This is a genomic window from Colwellia sp. SU-HH01172 (genome assembly GCF_057553355.1).
Genome location: NZ_BAAJMB010000008.1, coordinates 73,195 through 90,475, shown reverse-complemented (window position 1 = coordinate 90,475; position 17,281 = coordinate 73,195). Strand labels below are relative to the sequence as shown.

The following is a 17,281-nucleotide window of genomic DNA, read 5'->3' as shown; positions in this document are numbered from 1 at the left end:
TTAAGGTTGCGTTATTGTGATACGACATATAAGGGTGTTATCTGTTTCTAGGTCGCTGCCCCAAATCAATTTGGCGTTATCATCCCAGCTAATTTCATAATATCCGTCTTTTGGACTGACGGCGGCCTCACTATGCTGGCTAGCATAATCCCAAGATGAGTCATTAAAGCTAGCATCTTGCCAATTAGTTGGCTCTTCAGCACTATAGAAAGTACATGGTGCGACGCCAGCAATAGGGTTTGCTTTACTCTCACAGGATTGATCTAATGGTGCTTTGTGGAGCACTTCACATTTCCACTCATCATTACTGACCGCGATGATTTGGTTATTTTCGGTGTCGGTAATTTGGGCGATAAAACCACCGTCACCCATTTGTTGATTATTTTCGCCAATGTACTCTAAGCCGGTATCATTTTCTTTATAGTCTTTTAAAATGAAGTTTAATTGTAATGGGTAGCTGGCAGAAAATGTGGTGGTTTCAGCATTGAATGATCTTTCTGTATCAATGGAAACTGAGTCTTCGATAATAAGCTCACTTTCCAAATAAGCGGCAAACCAGTTATCAGACCAAGCTTCTAATTTGAATGTTTTTTCTTCGTTGCCTTGGTTGCTGTCTTCTTGAGCGGCACGACAAAATGTGCCGGTTTCAATAATGCCGCCATTACTCACGGTTTTTTGCTCAAACTCGTAACAGTAGCTTTCTGTTGTTGAAGGCGTATAGGTTACGTAGTACTCATTGCTGTTATAGGTATATGTCATGGTACGGGTACCATTTTCAGCAAGAGTGTGGCTTAAATTCTCAACACCGCCTTGTGGAGGAGTAAGATTTGACCGAGCACCTGTGCTGTCGCCACTTAATGGCGCGACTCTCGGCAATATCTCAGTATCAACTTCGCCGACTAAACATTGAATGATGTACGGAGCGGTTGTTGAGGTGTGGTAGCGATAGCCAAAATTATCATCAGTTTGACCATTGCAGACATCTAGTTCGCCTTCTGTGATGGTGCTACCGTCAGGGTTGTTGTTTCCGTAAAGTGGATAACCGTCATAACCCCAGCCGATAATGGCATCGTCAGCAGCATTAAGCATACTATCAATCATACAGTTAGGCGCTGCGTGATAGTGATAGTCGTCACCACGTCCTGCGTGTCCGCCACAATTATCCAATTGTCCTAATGCAACGGTGTCACTATTGGCATCGTAATTGTAAATATCTAACTCACCTTGTGCAGAATAGTCGTATATAGGTACACCATTAATTGCCACGCCCACTGCGGCGTCAATAGTGGTTAAATTGCTGGCTAATTGTGGTGACAACTTAATCGGCGCCGCATAATTTGTTGCTGGAACTGGAATTTGCTCATTAGTACCAATGATACCGTTCATTAAGTCGTGATCAGGGTAAGTCTCTGAGCTTATGTAGGCATAGTTATCATCACAGTAGACGTCAACACTTTCATTAAACCCTGAGCTAGTGACTGATTGTTGAATTGTTTCGCAGCGAGTTAAATCGGTAGTGCTGTTTCTTTCATAAGTCACGGAAAGCTCAGCTGTTGCTATTGTTAGCCCTGTCATTGCGGTAAGTAGAGAATCTCTATCGACATATATTGCATTGCTCAAATCCGGCGTGTCAGATAAGGCATACAGAGTTAAAGTATAGGTTTTTAAACCTGGACCTTGTGAGCAAGGGGCAGAATATTCATTGAGACCATTAACACTATTTGTACCGAGATTTCCGTGAATTTCGTTAGTTGCTAAGTTATTGATACTTTGGTCAATATTGTACATTACCCAGTACCAGTGTGTGTCATCCACCGCGGCGGTATGATGCATGATAAGCGCATATTCAGCAGTACCTTCCGGCATGCCGCTCCAATGTAAAGGGGGAGTGAAACTGCTCCCATCACACGTGTAAGTGATGGGTAAACTACTACCGTCGTCCATCACAGTGCTAGCTAAAGTAAAGGTAGTTGATGGCTCAGTTACGGTAATATTGGCTTGCACGGAAAATGCGCTATCGTTAGTGGTTGCAGTGACAATAGCATCACCAGCCGTAACAGCATTAACAAGGCCGCTACTATCTACGCTTGCGACATTGCTATTGCTTGATGACCAAGCTACTGTTTGGTCAGTTGCGGTGCTTGGCGTTACTGAGGCAAGTAAGGTAACCGTACTACCTATTTCCATTGTGATATCGTTAGTCGATAATGTAATGCCAGTAACCGCAACATCTTCATTAACCGAGGTGTCCGTGCCGTTGGTATTCTCGGTTGAGTCACTCCCACCGCCACAGCCAGATAATGAGAAGCCAATTAATATACTGACTATTAGGTGTAAGTGCTTTTGCATAAAAATGCCCTCATGTTTTGTTAATTATCCTAGATAGTGAATGTAACTAAATTGTTGTAGTAAGATTATGAACAAGAAATGAGCATTAAAAATGAAGATTTTGCTGTTTTTAAGTATTTGTTATTATATGTGTTTTTTGTTTTTCTGTTGAAATGTGTGGAAAATGTGTTGTTATTGCTGGGCACAATGACAATAGATGAATAGTGTTCTCTAGATTGTCGATGTTGCCAATTAGTTTAAGTTTAAAATCCCGTTCGAGTTGGCTAGTGATATTTATCGGGCAGGTAGATTGGAAAAAGCGATACTAAGATTAGTTGTATAGTAGAAGTGTTATTAACCCTAACAACACTTCTATTTAGCTTAAGTTATGATTAGTTACATCAACTCCCAAATTTCCCAGCTCTCAAATTGGTACTCTTTTGCAAGTGCTATTGCTTTAGCTTGGTACTTTTCGGCTAAGTCTTGTCGCTCAATTCCTTGATAATATTTGCTCATTTGTTTATACCAACCTGGATAGCTTTGACCTGAGCTTTTTATACTCTGTAAAAGCGCGAGTGCTTTGGCATAATTTTTCTTTTTGTTAAAGCCGTTAGCCAAATGAATTGTCACCATAACCAGTGACTCAGGAAAATCGCTGCTAATGGCGGCAAGTATTTCATCGACTTGCCCAATTTGTTTTGACCAAAACATGTATTTAGCAAACTGGTAAGCCTGTAACCATTCAAACTGGTAGCCAGCCCAAGATTGCTGCTGAGTTTTAAAATGTTGAAGTACTGCTTTATAATCACCAATGGCTAGCATATCAGTGCCGTCTAAAGCGTAGTTTGGCGCTAAAAACTGTAAGCCATCATAAAGCGCTGGCAATGCTGTGGTGAAATGATTTTCTTTTGGATAGTGTTTGAACCGCCAATTCAAATTTTTATCGGCATTATTGCTAAATACCTCAACAACTTTATCAACCCCCATGTCTTCTTCGTTTGCCACTGAAAGAAAAACAGGTGCGTGTAGCTTGTTGGCATTTAGTAGCGGAGTGAGTTTTTCCGGTAAACTAAAGTCATCGAACCACGCGCTTGGACTCATTGATAAAAAAGCATTAAATGGCGTGTTTTCTTGCATCATGCTGTACAAGGTGAATAAGCCACCTAGCGAATACCCTGACAGTGCTTTTTGTTTATTGGTTCGGTAACTCCGATCAACTAACGGCAATAACTCTTCAACTAGGTATTGTTGAAGTTTTTTGGCGTCACCAAATGCTTGATCTTTAGGGTCAGACCAAGTGGTGGTTTTTAAATAGTCATCACCGCCTTGGTTGGCAATGCCGACGACAATCATGGGTGGTATTTTCCCCATGCGAGTTAAGTTTTTAACCACAGCCGACACGTGCTGGAATTGGAAGTCTGCGTCTATGACGAATAGGCTCGCATAATCACGATTATTCATCAAATAGCGTTCTGGAAGCGATACCATATAGCGTCGTGTTTCATTAAAAACCTTGGAGTGATGCTGTAATTCGTATCCTGAAATAATGGCTGTTTTTTCAATGTTGCTAGTTGCCGCGAAGCTTGAAATATTAAACACGAAAGTGGCAAAGAGTAGAGTGCTTATTTTTATCATTATTGTATGACCAGTCTTTAATTAGTGATGATATTTACCATAGCAAATTGTTAAAAAATACTAGGGTAGGTTTGGTGAAGAATTGGTGAAGTTTAGATAATTATCAGCTAAAACAAGCATTAATTTTTTATTTAGCAGAAAATTCTTAATATTTTAACCGCACTTTTCTGGCTAAATTGGTAACTTTTACATACAGATTAATCAGTGACTTAATTGCTATTCATCAGTTAAGATGGCGTTGCAAATGCCGCTTTGAATAAAATTATGATATACACAATTAACAATTTTGAATTTAATAGCGAAAGCTTAGTGCTAAGTTGTGAAGCTGAAACTATTGCTATTCGTCACAATGAAGCCAAGTTATTGGCATTGTTATTAAAATCACCTGACAAGGTGTTTAGCAAGGAAGATATTCTGGCAAACATTTGGCAGGATAAAGTGGTATCAGAGCAAGCTGTTTTCCAAAATATAAGTCATCTGCGCAGTATTTTTGGCAACCGAGCGATAAAAACATTTCCCAAGCGCGGATATCAGTGGCAGTTAGCGTTTACTTCAAACAATATCACCGACAAAATCTCGGCCATACCTGCGCAAACGCTGGTAAATTCTGCGGGTATTAGTCAAACAGTTGCTCAAGCGCCAACGGCTAAAACATTTCTTGGCAAGCCCATCGTTATTGCTGTTACCTTGCTGGTAATTATTTTGTTCAGTTATTTTTCAATCAGCAGTTCTGAAGAAAGTGCGACTCGGGTTGAATTAACTTATTTATCAAACACGGAAACGAATAATTTAAATAATATTCGCTTGGCTGACGATGAAAATTTTGATTTTACTCAGCTAGCAAGTATCAGTAGTGGCGACTTTTTAAGCGCCATTGAAATTGAATATCCTAAACTAAAAATACAGCATCCCTATATTTTAGTAACTGAGTTAAGGGAATATCAGCAACAGTACTATCTTGATTTTCTGATCCGAGGGCCAATTACACAATGGCAAGGGCAGCTATCAGCTCAGTCAGAAATAGCGCTTATTTCAAAGTTTAAAAAACATCTAAAACAAGCATTTATTTATCAACTACTGGCGGAACAAAAACCACCGGAAATTGTGCTGGCGAGCTTAGCTATAGCACATCAAGCGGCACCAGAAGACTTAGTGATACTTAGCGAACTTATTCGTCATTACATTCAGCTCAATGAATTTGACAAAGCTATGGTCATGGCGGAAAAACTGGCGAACAGCGCGCAAGCAAGTGGCAATACTCAGCAACTTGCCAATAGTTATTTATTTCAAAGTGAAATTTTAACGCGTATAGAATTGTTTGATTTAAGCGCTGAAAAATTATCACTTGCGCTAGTAGAGTTTGAAAAGATCAATGATTTAAAGCGTCAGGCTGATGTTTGGAACGCGCAGTCTTGGCTCGATCATCAAAATAAAGATTACAGTGCAGTAAAAGCAAGTTTGCTTAAATCTGCAGCTTTGTCTTTTCAAGCCAGTGATAAAGCGCGTGAATTACATGCGTTGACTTATTTGTCTGTTTTGGCGCATAAGCACCGTGAGGAAAAAGATAAATACCTGTATTTACGTCAAGCTGAAGAGAAAATGACGCAGTACCAATTGCCCAGTTATTACTTTGCCAAAATACCTTTTCACTATGCCATTTATACCGATAATACCGCGGCAAAAGAACCACACTTAAAGCGAGTGTTGGAGCTTAGTGAACTAACTCCCGACCATTGGTTGGCGCAAAGTAGTCGAGAACAATTAGTGAAACTCTACATATCGCAAGGCCGTATTGAGGCGGCGCAAAGTATTATTGTCGCGGCTAAGTCAGATAACGCACAAAATTCGTATCTTAAAACGCTGTTAGCGCAAGTAAATGAGCCTGAAGACACTTTTACTCGTTTTGCCCAAAGAACCTTTGAACAAGCACAATTAGCCGGCGATAAAACCTTAAGTCTAGATATTGCCTTGTTGTTATGTAGTACACCTAATGCGCCGGTGAATTATGATTTCTATTTACAATATATTGATGAAAATGCGACTAAATCATGGCGTCGTCATAATGAAGTTAAGTTACTTGCATTAAATCACTAGCCGCATTATTGCTGTGTGATCCCCGTAAACATTATAATTTTTCAATAATGATATCGTATTGATATTGATTACTGTTACCTTGTCGCTTTGCTGTCATCAAGGCTTGTTCCTGTGAAGATTTACGTTTAAATAAGCCATCTTGTTGATTGAGTGGTTGATCAGGAAAATACATTTGCGTCAGCAATGAGTCGTAGCCTTTTTTACTAATTTTCAGGTGAATATGTGGCGTTCTTTGCTGGTTATCACCTAGTGGGTAAGCGCCTGGGATAATAGTTTTAAACTTATAACGGCCTTTATGACCACTTTGTAATATTGCCCAAGCTTGGAAGTTTTTATCTACAGGCGCGTCACTGGTATCGTGTGGATGATGATATTTACCAAAATGATTGGCTTGCCAAAGATCGATAGTCACATCTTCTACTGGTTGGAGATTTTGATCGAGCACTTGACCAAATATTTCAATCACTTCGCCTTTTGCTGTGCCTGTTTGCCCAGCCACTTTCGTTAAGTCGGCATCTTTATCTTTTTGTGGCGTTATCGGGTAAAACGGCCCTTCAACTTCCCGTGGCGTTGTGGTTTTTGCGATTGCTGGTAGTGAGATTGCTGCGGTTAATGTGCCGGCAATGGTATTTTTAATAACTGCACGTCTACTGATATTTTTCATTTCTTTTTCCTTAATTAAACGATTAGCAATTGTTGACGCCATTGCTAATCGTTATATATTTGCCAAATTCGCTTATCTAACCTCAGTTCGGGTTATTTAAGCGCTAGCCAATTTAGTTTCCAATTATTGTCGCGTGATTTTAAGGTTAGAGTATTTTTGCCTTTATCGAGTAAAATTTTTGTACCAAGCTGTGTTTGCCACTCGTGGTAACCCCCGGTTTGCTTAACGTTTGATGACGCGACTTTTTTATTCTTGTAAAAAACGTCGAAACCTTGAGTATTGCGCGGCGCCGCAACACGATATTCCAGGCTATAAAGTCCCGCTTTAGGAACATCAATTTGATAGGTAATCTCGGCATCTTTTGCGATACCGCCTGCACCCGTTAAATTATAATCACCATCAATGTCTGAGGTTTGAGTTAATGAACTGCCGGAATATTCAGCGGCCCATTGGGCTTCGACTCGTCCGGGTAAATTGGCCCAGCCAGCTTTTGTTGACACAGGTTCACTGTAGTTTCCTTGCACGTTACGCTTGACCGCCACCACTGAGTATTCATATTTAAGCGGTTTTACGTTGTGATCAACAAATTTAGTTTCGGTTAAGTTAGCGGCAAGTAATTTAAACATGCTTCCTGACACTTGATTACGGTAAACACGGTAGCTTTCAATGTCATCTTCTTTGCTGGCGTCCCATGTTAGCGTTACGCCTTTGTCGCTTTGTGTCAGTTTTACATTGTTAACTTTTTCGGGGAAGCCAGGGTGAGCCTGGCGGCGCTTGCTTTCTTTTACTTGAGCAAATGTTAAGTCCGCAATAAACTCCTTAGTATGCTGAGATAACCCCGGCGCTTTACCGTCAAGCGCGAGCCTAAAGCCGTCAACGCCACCGGCAAAGTCTTCAGGTATGCGGCCACGCTGAGCTAATGGCCAATGGCTCCAATGCCAACTGCCGCCACGGGTGGCGCGGTTTTCACAATTTTCACTGAGATGAGCAGAGCCGTCACGAGGTGTTTGGTTATAATTGTCGGCATAGCAATCGGCTAAGTATTCTAAAACATTGCTTAACATGTCGTATAAACCAAACTGATTAGGTTTATACATGCCAACAATGCTGGCATATGCAGAATGGTCGACACAATTTGCTAATTCCCCTGACCAGTTGTAGTAACTCGTATCACCATCACGTTGCAGAATGTTTTCACCACTAAGCTCGGCAACATTGGCATAATCACAAACTTTGCTCATATCTTTGTCGTCACCAAAAAAGTAATCTGTGTTAGTACCAGCCCTGGCAGCATACTCCCATTCTGCTTCTGTCGGTAAACGATAAGGTTTACCTGTTTCTTTCGCTAGCCAATTGGCGTATGCGTTTGCTGCTTGCCAGTTAATGCAAACTACAGGTTGATATTCACTGGTGTTTAAGGCATTCGTTTCCCAATTGCCTTTCGAGTATGGGCGAAACCAACCATTTAATTCATGACGGCATTCTTGTGGAGCGGCATAGTTGGTTGCTTCAATAAATCGTCTGAATTCCGCAACGGTTACTTCGTATTGTGCCAAACTAAATTGTTTAATATTTACCTTATGTAAGGGTTGAGAATTTTCTTGGGCTAAAGAGCCCATTTCAAAACTGCCAGCGGGAATTGTTACCATCACAGGTTCGATCGCTTTCGAAGAAATGCCAGCGTATAAGGCTGAGCTGTTTGATAATGCCAAGGCAGTAACTAAGAGTTTATTTATTTTCATATAAGTTTCCTTTGCTAAGTTGGTATCAGCATGAAAAATCACAGAGAAAAAATCCTAAGAAAAATCTAGAAGTAGTAGTAAATAGAAAAATTATAGAAAAAAAAGTCGCGTTTCTTTCGTAAGCTATTGTTATAGTGTGTTTTGTTTGATTTTATTTTAACAATGAAAATTGTTAAAAAGTTGCGTATTATCAAAGCATAAATGTTTGAATCGTATAATATAGCGGATATTAATTAGGATAAAGTTAACGTATTAAACGTCAAATCGAGCCAGTAGGGTAAATAAAATGAAGAAATATATTTTAGTTTTATCAGCAATGTTAATGCTATTGATGGGATGCACCCAATCAGTTGAAGTGAAACTAGAGCCAGAAGTGGAAGTGTTTTTAAGTGAAAACACCAAAAAAACAATTCGTCTTAGTGAAACTGACGCTGAGCATGCCTTACTAAAAAAATGGTTAGCTGAGCATAAGGATGGCTGGCTTACTACCTCGGGTAAATATTCTGGTGGCGTTTATCTCACATCGGGTGAATTCGGCATTCAAATCACCACAAGTAAAGTGGTGCTATATACCGATATAACCACAACACCAACAGCAATTTATGCTCAAGAAATTGAACGCAGTGAACTGAGAGCGCTGAAAGACTTAGGTAAAAAATAGAATTCATTCTAGGTTAATAGTCTTTGCTCGTTAAGTGTGTAGGAGTAAAGACAATTAATGTTCTAATACGTCGGCTGCTAGAATATCTTGATCAACCAATTGCTGTAATAGTGCTTGGCACTTAGTGCGAGTATTGTCACGCAGCAGTCGCACCGCTGGTGTGATGGATTGTCGACTAGGACAAACAAGCCAAAGCTCGGTGTCGGTGGGCTTAAAATCTGGTAGCACATTCACTAAGGTGCCGTTGAGAAGATCCGCCGCTATATCTAGGGCAGACTTCGTCGCTAAGCCATGACCAGCAACGCACCAACGTCGGACTAAATCACCGTCGTTACCGGCTCTATTTCCGGTCATTTTCACTTTAAATTTATCACTATCAGCAGAAAAATCCCAAACGTCGTGAATTATGTCGTGAAGTTGGTAGAAAAGGCCATTATGTGAAGTTAAGTCGTGAGGATGATTAGGTGTGCCATGTTGCGCTAAATAACCGGGACTGGCACACAATAATCGTGGGACATTACAAATTTTAAAACCATACATATTAGCGTCGGTTGGTGAACCGTAGCGTAAACAAATATCGATAGAGTCACGATAAAAATCAATATTGCTGTCGGTGAGGTTTACTTTTAACGTAATGCCGGTATGGCTTTGCATAAATTCATCTAGCCACGGTGTTACAACATTGCGTCCTAAATCTGACGAGATCCCGATTCGCAACTCGCCATCTACAATGTCTAAATCGTCTTTAACATTGCGCTTTGCTTGTTCCAACATATCAATGGCTTGCTGGCAGTGAGGCAGGTAGCGCTCACCGGCATGACTTATTTTCAGACTACGCGTGGTGCGAGTAAATAATTCAATGCCTAATGTTCGTTCAACGCGTTTAATGGCGGCACTTGCGGTTGCGGTTTGCATATCTAAACTCGCCGCGGCTGATGTGATGCTTTTTTGTTCTGCAACTTTTAATACGACTTTTAGATCTTCAATTTGCATTATTGTCAAAAATTTTTTGATAATGTTTCAATTATTATGATGTTTATTGCTGGTAAATCAAGGGCTATCATTCTTAACAAGTTTAGGCAGTAAATAAATCTACCAACAAATTTAAAAGTGAGAAAGATAATGAAAGCGATCGGATATAGCCAATCATTGGCGATTACAAACCCTGAATCATTAGTGGACATCGAGTTGTCACAACCTATTGCCAAAGGTCGTGACTTGTTGGTGAAAGTAAAAGCAATTGCAGTAAACCCTGTCGATTACAAAGTGCGGTTAAATGCGGCACCAACTGCAGGTGAATTTAAGGTTTTAGGTTGGGATGCGGTAGGAGAAGTTGTTGCCGTTGGTGAAGCAGCGAGTGAATTTTCTCCAGGTGATATGGTTTATTATGCTGGCGATATTACTCGCCAAGGCAGCAATGCAGAATATCAGTTAGTTGATGAGCGCATTGTCGGTAAAAAGCCGAAAAGCTTATCTGACGCCGAAGCCGCTGCTTTACCGCTTACCGCGATCACGGCTTGGGAAATGCTTTTTGAGCACTTGGCAATTAAGCAGCAGTCGCCAACAAGTACAGCGAAATCAAATGAAGTGATTTTAGTGGTAGGTGCGGCAGGAGGTGTGGGCTCTATCTTTGTGCAATTAGCTAAAGCGATAACCGGCGCTACTATAATTGCCACAGCGTCACGTGAAAGTTCACAAGCTTGGGTGCAGCGATTAGGTGCCGATTTTGTTGTAAATCATAATCAGCCGTTAGAGCCGCAAATATCAGCATTGATCGCAAATGAAGATATTGGCCAAGTGACTCATGTGGCAAGTCTAAATAGCACCGCATCATACTTTGATAGCTATATTGAGTTGTTAGCTCCATTTGGCAAAATTGCCATGATAGATGATCCAGAGACGCCACTAGACATTATGAAATTAAAAGCAAAAAGCTTGTCGTTTCATATCGAGTTTATGTTCGCTCGCTCTATGTTTAATGCTGTTGATATGCAAGAACAAAGTCGCTTATTAAATCAGCTTGCTGAGCTTATCGATACTGGCCATTTGCAAACCACAATAGGTAAAAATTTAGGTGTTATTAACGCTGAAAATTTAAGGGCCGCGCATCAAGAGCTAGAATCAGGCACGTCAATTGGCAAGCTGGTTTTACAAGGCTTTTGATAAACGAATGCTATTTAGCAAAATTTTAACTTAACGACTGAATTAACAAGCGAGAACTATCATGACCAAATTAACCATAGTGGCGAATATTACAGCTAAAGCTGACAAAGTAGAACTGGTAAAAGCTGAGCTATTGAAGCTAATTGCCGTAACACGTGCTGAAGCTGGGTGTATAAATTACGATTTACATCAAGATAATGAAAATACAGCACATTTCATGTTTTATGAAAATTGGCAGTCACGTGAGTTATGGCAAGCTCATATGAATAATCAACATTTAGCAGAATACATGAGAGCCACTGATGGGGCTGTTGCGGAGTTTACTTTAAGCGAAATGAGCCATATAGAATAACCTGAGTGAGTGGAGCGTGACGGTAATCTGTATAAAGAATTTATGGATATTGTCGCCTCGTTCAGTGTTATCAATCAATGTGGCAGGCGTCAGCACAGTAAAAACAGCCGGTAGAATGTTTATAGATCTCTTGTGCTACAGCCACTGCGGGGTAGCATGTGAGATAGTCGCCTAAAAAAATTCTATTTTCTTCTGCCGGTATGTGGCTACAATCTGCAACGTGAACCTCATAGGTACCATTGGCTTGTGGGAATTTGCTTACATAATACTGGGCCATTTTTATCTCGTTTAAAAATTTTAAAAATGTTTTGCGTGGATTGTATTTCACGCAAAACATAGCGTTTAAATTAGCATAAGTAAACCTACTTTTGACTAATGGTAAAAATTTCTATGATTTGCTCTATTAATGTTGATTTCATAGGTGGCTCTCTTTTGCTGCCTGTAGCAAATGAAGTTGAGCTAATAGTAAGTATAGAAATAAATAGTACAATTTTTAAAGTTTTCATGTTGTTTCCTTAATTTATTTTGGTGGAATGATTTCCACTTGTATTATTAAGGAAATTGTACTGTAGTGAAAATTAATTGAGTGTGACTAGAGATACACTTGTGGAGTAGCGTGTTAACCAGTTCGAGTTTAGCTATCAGGCGTTAATTTTATACGTAGATTTTATGAGGAAATTAGTGAGCAAAAACAGTATTGCAACTGTCAGGGATTGCACAATATATGGGTAATATTCATACATAAGAATAGAATTTATGCCTGTTAAGTGGCGAATTAAGTATTCTGCAATCATTATGATGATGACTAAAATATTAATTCGAGCAAGCGAATATAGCTGAAGATCAACAGAGACTTGTTTTAATGACTGACTTAGCATTTGTTTAATAAATGATAAATTTTCAAATTTTTTGAAGATTGGTACTCGCAAAAATATTAAATGCCGGGTGATCATATTGAGCATTAACATCGCGATGTAAGAATGAATTCTTGGTGCACTGTAGAGCGTTGTGTACCAATATAATTCACATATTATGCATGTGACTATTGTTGGCAATATCACGTATTTGATAAGTTTGTCGTACCACAAAGCCCTTATTAACCAAAGAGACAATAAGTAAATGAGTGGTTTGACGTATAGGTAGGTACTGAAGAAAAAAACCAACTCTTCTAACGAGCGTTCAAATAGAAAGATGAAAGCAATACTGACAATGTTGGCATTGGTAAGATTAAAGAGTATTAAACCAAGCAAAAAAATAATAAAAAGGCGATCAAAATACTCCGCATAACCGAAGGATAATAGCGCAATAGTTAAAAATACCACGGCTAATATGTTGGTGGTAGCACTGCCAATATATTGCCGTAATATCATATATTACATGCCGAAGAACTTCATAATCTGCACTTTAAATGATAATTGACTTGATTCTGATACCGACTGCCGACACGTAAGCCACCATGAATTGACGACTTCAAGACTAAGTGAGTCGATGGTTTTTGGGTGTTCATTTTCAATCGCCACCACCGTTTCACGGCTGATACCAATTTCGCTTGCGAGAGCCTTTTGTGTAAAGCCAGCCTCTTTTCTTAAACTTTTTAACTCTTTACCAGAAAAATGTGCCATAACAAACCGTTCAAAATACCTACAATTAGTTATATTTTAAGAACTAATATTGAATAGAGCAATGATTTAACCACATCAAGTAAAAATAATTTCTAAAAATAGTGCTTTATTCAATCATGTTGCAACATTTATCTGCTTTCTCGCCCTAAGTATTTAGTAACCATGTGATATGCTAGGGGTAAATATACTTAGATTTACTTTCTGGTTGGAATGAGTACGTGACCTTACTTTTTATTTATTTAGCAATAGCCATTGGCGTATCATTTTTATGTTCAGTATTAGAGGCGGTTTTATTATCAATAACACCGAGCTTTGTAGAACAAATTCAAACTAAAAAGCCTAGAGCAGGGGCGGTAATAGCGAAGGTCAAAAAACGCTTAGACGAATCGCTTTCCAGTATTTTAATTTTAAACACTTTTGCTCATACCATGGGCGCCGCAGGTGTTGGTGCACAAGCTATTCGAGTATTTGGTGAACAATGGGAAACCTTGATTGCGGTATTACTAACATTGGCCATTTTATACTTTTCAGAAATTATACCAAAAACTTTAGGCGCGACATTTTGGCGTGCTTTAGCAACGCCTTCCGCTTATGTTATTTCTTGGTTGGTGAGGCTTGTCTATCCTTTAGTTTGGATATCAACACGGTTAACCAGGTTATTTAAGCAAGGTAAGGAAAATGAAATTACCCGCGAAGAAATTATTGCACTTGCTTCACTGAGTCATAAAGACGGCAGCCTGTTTTCACAAGAAAATGAATATTTATCAAATATGCTGAAATTACGGGAATTGCGCACAGGACAAGTATTTACCCCTCGTACGGTCGTGCATATGCTTCATCAAGACGTTACGGTAACCGAAGCACTCAATCATGAACAAACCAGCCAATTTACTCGTATACCGATTTACGGCGCAACCGTTGATGACATTAAAGGTAAGGTGATTAAAGGTGATTTATACGAAGCGGAGCGAAATGGTCAAGGCAGTGAGGCGATTGGAAAGTTTGCTATTCCATTAACACGAGTATCTGAAAAGTTACCGGTGCAGCAATTGTTAGATATGTTTATTAAAAACCATATACATATGTATTTAGTGGAAGATGAATATGGCCAAACGTCAGGTGTCGTTACCTTAGAAGATGCAATTGAAACATTACTCGGTCGCGAAATTGTTGACGAAAGTGATGCGGTAACTGATATGCAAGCCTTAGCACGTGACAAATATCGTGATCGCCTGCGTACCATTAAACAACAAAGCGATGACGAATAGCGTATTGAACTTTTCCTTTAGCAAAACTTAAAAGTGATGTCTTCTAAGAAATTGCATTGCGCGATAATTATCTTAAAACTTGACTGTCTTATGATAATTACTGCACATTGTTTGCACTTCAAATCATCGCCAATAATCATGACGTATTTAAATGAACTTTAATCTGAAACTAGTCAATAAAATACTACCGTTACTTGCCATCTTTTTAATAACTGGGTGTCAGCAAGTACCAAAATCGTTAGATACTGCGACGCAGCTGAAAAATGTCACACCAGATCGAGAATTAGTTAATTCTATCGAGGAAAAACAACCACACGCAGCAACACTAGCACCAATTGTTTATAAAGATATTTGGCAACGTATTCGCAGCCAATTGACCATGGTTGTTCCTGATAACAAAGAAGTCGCTAAGTGGCGCAATTATTATTTACGACACCCTAACTTTATGGTGACCATATCTGAACGCGCGGAACCTTTTCTTTATTACATAGTTGAAGAAATAGAACGTCGTAATATGCCAATTGAATTGGCGCTTCTTCCTATTGTGGAAAGTGCCTATTTACCGTATGGCGTCTCACATAAAAGTGCTGCGGGGCTGTGGCAATTTATGCCGGTAGCCGCCAAGCGTTTCAACTTAACGCGCAATTGGTGGTATGACGGAAGACGAGATATTGTTACCTCAACTGATGCCGCCTTGGATTATTTTCAGTTTTTTCATCGAACACTAGGGCAAGATTGGCTTAATGCCGTGGCGGCATTTAATTCTGGTGAAGGGCGAGTTGGTCGAGCGATAGCGAAAAATAAGCGAGCAAAAAAGGCTTATGACTTTTGGTCATTAGATTTACCCGCAGAAACCACGGCCTATGTGCCAAAGCTATTAGCCATTGTGGACATTTTACAACGTGCCGATGAACTGAACTATGTTTTTAGCCCAATAAAAAATGCTCCTGCGGTTACTACTATTGCGCTGAAAAGCCAATTAGATATTACTTTAGCTGCTAAATGGGCGAATATAGAAGCAAAAGAATTAATTCGCCTTAACCCGGGTTTGAATCGCGGGGTAACGCCTCCTGATGACAATTACCAACTATTAGTGCCAATAGCTAGTGCCTTAAGTTTGCAAAATAAACTGGCGTCTACCAAGCAAAAAGAATGGCTACGATGGCATCAATATACTGTTAAGTCAGGTGATACTTTAAGTGAGATATCAGCTAAACATTCGGTTAAAGTGGCAGCAATTAAGCAGCTGAATCAATTAGCTTCAAACAATATACGCATTGGTCAAACTTTGGTTTTACCGTTGACGAGCCATGTGCTTGATCTAAGTGAATTTACTCGATATGGCACGAAAAGGCGATATCATGTAGTTAAAAGTGGCGATAATCTTTGGGATATCAGCCGTAAATATAAAGTAAAAGTACAAGATTTAGTGCGCTGGAATAAGCTTTCAGGTAATTCACTACTGCAGCCGAAGCAAAAGTTAAAGGTTTCGCTGTAAAGAGAGTTTCCTGCAATTAACTTGTTTGTTAGCTGATTGCAGGAATTAAAGCTGAGTTAACCTTTCGCAAGAATTTCAATTATTCGCTGTGCAACAAGCGCTGAAGATAAATGGTTTTGACCAGTGACAACTCTGCCGTCAACTTCAACATGGGGTTGATTGCGTTCGCCATGAAAAAACTTACCTTTGCGTTGCTCTATGGTTTGCTGAATCAAAAACGGAAATTCTTTAAAGTAGGCTCTAGATTGATTTTCGTATGACTCCGGATAGCCACTTATTCGTTTGTTTGCCACTAAATAGTTACCCGCTTTAGTTTTTAAATTAACAATGCCTGCAGTGCCATGACAGACAGCAGAAATAATACCGTTATATTCTTCATAAATCGTCATAGTGATTTTTTGCAGCGCTTCGTTATTAGCAACGCCATACATGGCATTACTGCCACCGATATAATGCACGGCTTTGTAGTTTTCAGGCTTAATTTCTGTTGGTTTTTTGGTGTTGGCAATGGCATGCATAAAGTCTGCTGAATACAAATATTTTTTGTGAATGGGCATAGAGGTATTGATATACGATAATGGAATTGCGCCGCCATCAGGGCTAACGAAATCAACGGTATAACCGGCTTTTAGGAAAGTCTCGTAAGCATTAACTATCTCTGAAAAACTGACACCGGCCGGCAGTGTTGATTTACCGTGAAAATGGGCACTGGAAACGATAAATAGAATTCTGTTACCTGAACGATTACTCTCAAGTTTCGTGGCACTTTTACTAATAATTTGCCAGCGGTTGTCGAGTTTTTTTAGTAAAAATAAATCAATAAAACGAGAATTTGCTTCTGGTATCAAAATTTCGACTTTTGCTGTCGCTATGTTATTGCTAACATCAATCGCTAATATTTCGCCGATTCGACCGTTAAACTGACCTAAATTTTCTTCTTTAAACCAACTAGCATATTCAAGCGCAGGAACTATCCAAAGTGGTTGTGATTTTTTCTCTAAATAGAGTTTAGCATCTTGATGAAACGCAGTATTTATTTGCTGTTGGTTATTGTATGACGTCCCTTCAAGGTAATTATTTAGGGTCGAAATTATGAGTTTTCTGTCATTCACTTCACTTGCTTGAGTAGGTAGGCAAGTTAATAGTAGCAACAGTAGTAGCAATTGTTTTTTCATCTATTTTCCTTAACGAGTTTATTTATCTAGTACGTTAGCGATTAATAGACAAAAAGCATTATCAGATGATAATACCGTA

General features: G+C 39.4%; 14 protein-coding genes. 6 read left to right on the top strand and 8 right to left on the bottom strand.

Going from position 1 to position 17,281, the window contains the following annotated elements; genetic code table 11:
• Both AC27JP_RS17895 and AC27JP_RS17890 read right to left on the bottom strand, forming a co-directional pair.
• On the bottom strand, positions 1 to 2,349 hold the full coding sequence (locus AC27JP_RS17895; protein ID WP_487117293.1) for a YHYH protein: 2,349 nt from the start codon (positions 2,347 to 2,349) through the stop codon (positions 1 to 3).
• 375 nt (positions 2,350 to 2,724) lie between these two features.
• The gene (locus AC27JP_RS17890) at positions 2,725 to 3,927 is read right to left on the bottom strand and encodes an alpha/beta hydrolase (RefSeq protein ID WP_487117292.1); all 1,203 of its coding nucleotides are present in this window, start codon (positions 3,925 to 3,927) and stop codon (positions 2,725 to 2,727) included.
• Positions 3,928 to 4,227: 300 nt separating this feature from the next.
• On the opposite strand from AC27JP_RS17890, the gene AC27JP_RS17885 reads away from it, so the two are divergent.
• Positions 4,228 to 6,057, top strand: coding sequence for a winged helix-turn-helix domain-containing protein (locus AC27JP_RS17885; protein ID WP_487117291.1), 1,830 nt, complete (start codon positions 4,228 to 4,230; stop codon positions 6,055 to 6,057).
• A 31-nt stretch (positions 6,058 to 6,088) separates the two neighbouring features.
• Here AC27JP_RS17885 and AC27JP_RS17880 read toward each other — a convergent pair whose 3' ends face one another.
• Positions 6,089 to 6,721, bottom strand: coding sequence for a dioxygenase family protein (locus AC27JP_RS17880; protein WP_487117290.1), 633 nt, complete (start codon positions 6,719 to 6,721; stop codon positions 6,089 to 6,091).
• Between the two features lie 92 nt (positions 6,722 to 6,813).
• Positions 6,814 to 8,463 carry an SUMF1/EgtB/PvdO family nonheme iron enzyme gene (locus AC27JP_RS17875; RefSeq protein ID WP_487117289.1) on the bottom strand — a complete coding sequence of 550 codons (1,650 nt, stop codon included), beginning with the start codon at positions 8,461 to 8,463 and terminating at the stop codon, positions 6,814 to 6,816.
• 286 nt (positions 8,464 to 8,749) lie between these two features.
• Here AC27JP_RS17875 and AC27JP_RS17870 point away from each other — a divergent pair, with 286 nt between their 5' ends.
• Positions 8,750 to 9,124 carry a hypothetical protein gene (locus AC27JP_RS17870; RefSeq protein WP_487117288.1) on the top strand — a complete coding sequence of 125 codons (375 nt, stop codon included), beginning with the start codon at positions 8,750 to 8,752 and terminating at the stop codon, positions 9,122 to 9,124.
• 54 nt (positions 9,125 to 9,178) lie between these two features.
• Here AC27JP_RS17870 and AC27JP_RS17865 read toward each other — a convergent pair whose 3' ends face one another.
• On the bottom strand, positions 9,179 to 10,117 hold the full coding sequence (locus tag AC27JP_RS17865; protein ID WP_487117287.1) for a LysR family transcriptional regulator: 939 nt from the start codon (positions 10,115 to 10,117) through the stop codon (positions 9,179 to 9,181).
• Positions 10,118 to 10,246: 129 nt separating this feature from the next.
• On the opposite strand from AC27JP_RS17865, the gene AC27JP_RS17860 reads away from it, so the two are divergent.
• Positions 10,247 to 11,287: a zinc-binding alcohol dehydrogenase family protein gene (locus tag AC27JP_RS17860; protein WP_487117286.1), complete on the top strand. Its 1,041-nt coding sequence runs from the start codon at positions 10,247 to 10,249 to the stop codon at positions 11,285 to 11,287.
• A gap of 61 nt (positions 11,288 to 11,348) precedes the next feature.
• Positions 11,349 to 11,639: a putative quinol monooxygenase gene (locus AC27JP_RS17855; protein WP_487117285.1), complete on the top strand. Its 291-nt coding sequence runs from the start codon at positions 11,349 to 11,351 to the stop codon at positions 11,637 to 11,639.
• Positions 11,640 to 12,001: 362 nt separating this feature from the next.
• On the opposite strand, the gene AC27JP_RS17850 is transcribed toward AC27JP_RS17855, so the two are convergent.
• Both AC27JP_RS17850 and AC27JP_RS17845 read right to left on the bottom strand, forming a co-directional pair.
• Positions 12,002 to 12,145: a hypothetical protein gene (locus AC27JP_RS17850; RefSeq protein WP_487117284.1), complete on the bottom strand. Its 144-nt coding sequence runs from the start codon at positions 12,143 to 12,145 to the stop codon at positions 12,002 to 12,004.
• A gap of 867 nt (positions 12,146 to 13,012) precedes the next feature.
• Positions 13,013 to 13,261 (bottom strand): helix-turn-helix transcriptional regulator, encoded by a 249-nt coding sequence (locus AC27JP_RS17845; protein WP_487117283.1) that lies wholly within the window; start codon positions 13,259 to 13,261, stop codon positions 13,013 to 13,015.
• A 218-nt stretch (positions 13,262 to 13,479) separates the two neighbouring features.
• On the opposite strand from AC27JP_RS17845, the gene AC27JP_RS17840 reads away from it, so the two are divergent.
• Complete coding sequence (locus AC27JP_RS17840; RefSeq protein WP_487117282.1) at positions 13,480 to 14,529, top strand: CNNM domain-containing protein; 1,050 nt, start codon at positions 13,480 to 13,482, stop codon at positions 14,527 to 14,529.
• 151 nt (positions 14,530 to 14,680) lie between these two features.
• Complete coding sequence (locus AC27JP_RS17835) at positions 14,681 to 16,027, top strand: LysM peptidoglycan-binding domain-containing protein (RefSeq protein WP_487117281.1); 1,347 nt, start codon at positions 14,681 to 14,683, stop codon at positions 16,025 to 16,027.
• 56 nt (positions 16,028 to 16,083) lie between these two features.
• Here the strand turns inward: AC27JP_RS17835 and AC27JP_RS17830 are convergent, their stop codons facing one another.
• Positions 16,084 to 17,202 (bottom strand): nuclear transport factor 2 family protein, encoded by a 1,119-nt coding sequence (locus tag AC27JP_RS17830; protein ID WP_487117280.1) that lies wholly within the window; start codon positions 17,200 to 17,202, stop codon positions 16,084 to 16,086.
• Between the last annotated feature and the right edge of the window lie 79 nt (positions 17,203 to 17,281).

Excerpts from the sequence above, each read along its gene's own strand:
- AC27JP_RS17865 (WP_487117287.1), bottom strand. The coding sequence starts at position 10,117 with ATGCAAATTGAAGATCTAAAAGTCGTATTAAAAGTTGCAGAACAAAAA.
- AC27JP_RS17845 (WP_487117283.1), bottom strand. The coding sequence starts at position 13,261 with ATGGCACATTTTTCTGGTAAAGAGTTAAAAAGTTTAAGAAAAGAGGCT.
- AC27JP_RS17880 (WP_487117290.1), bottom strand. The coding sequence starts at position 6,721 with ATGAAAAATATCAGTAGACGTGCAGTTATTAAAAATACCATTGCCGGC.
- AC27JP_RS17895 (WP_487117293.1), bottom strand. The coding sequence starts at position 2,349 with ATGCAAAAGCACTTACACCTAATAGTCAGTATATTAATTGGCTTCTCA.
- AC27JP_RS17875 (WP_487117289.1), bottom strand. The coding sequence starts at position 8,463 with ATGAAAATAAATAAACTCTTAGTTACTGCCTTGGCATTATCAAACAGC.
- AC27JP_RS17870 (WP_487117288.1), top strand. The coding sequence starts at position 8,750 with ATGAAGAAATATATTTTAGTTTTATCAGCAATGTTAATGCTATTGATG.
- AC27JP_RS17855 (WP_487117285.1), top strand. The coding sequence starts at position 11,349 with ATGACCAAATTAACCATAGTGGCGAATATTACAGCTAAAGCTGACAAA.
- AC27JP_RS17830 (WP_487117280.1), bottom strand. The coding sequence starts at position 17,202 with ATGAAAAAACAATTGCTACTACTGTTGCTACTATTAACTTGCCTACCT.
- AC27JP_RS17835 (WP_487117281.1), top strand. The coding sequence starts at position 14,681 with ATGAACTTTAATCTGAAACTAGTCAATAAAATACTACCGTTACTTGCC.
- AC27JP_RS17860 (WP_487117286.1), top strand. The coding sequence starts at position 10,247 with ATGAAAGCGATCGGATATAGCCAATCATTGGCGATTACAAACCCTGAA.
- AC27JP_RS17850 (WP_487117284.1), bottom strand. The coding sequence starts at position 12,145 with ATGAAAACTTTAAAAATTGTACTATTTATTTCTATACTTACTATTAGC.
- AC27JP_RS17885 (WP_487117291.1), top strand. The coding sequence starts at position 4,228 with ATGATATACACAATTAACAATTTTGAATTTAATAGCGAAAGCTTAGTG.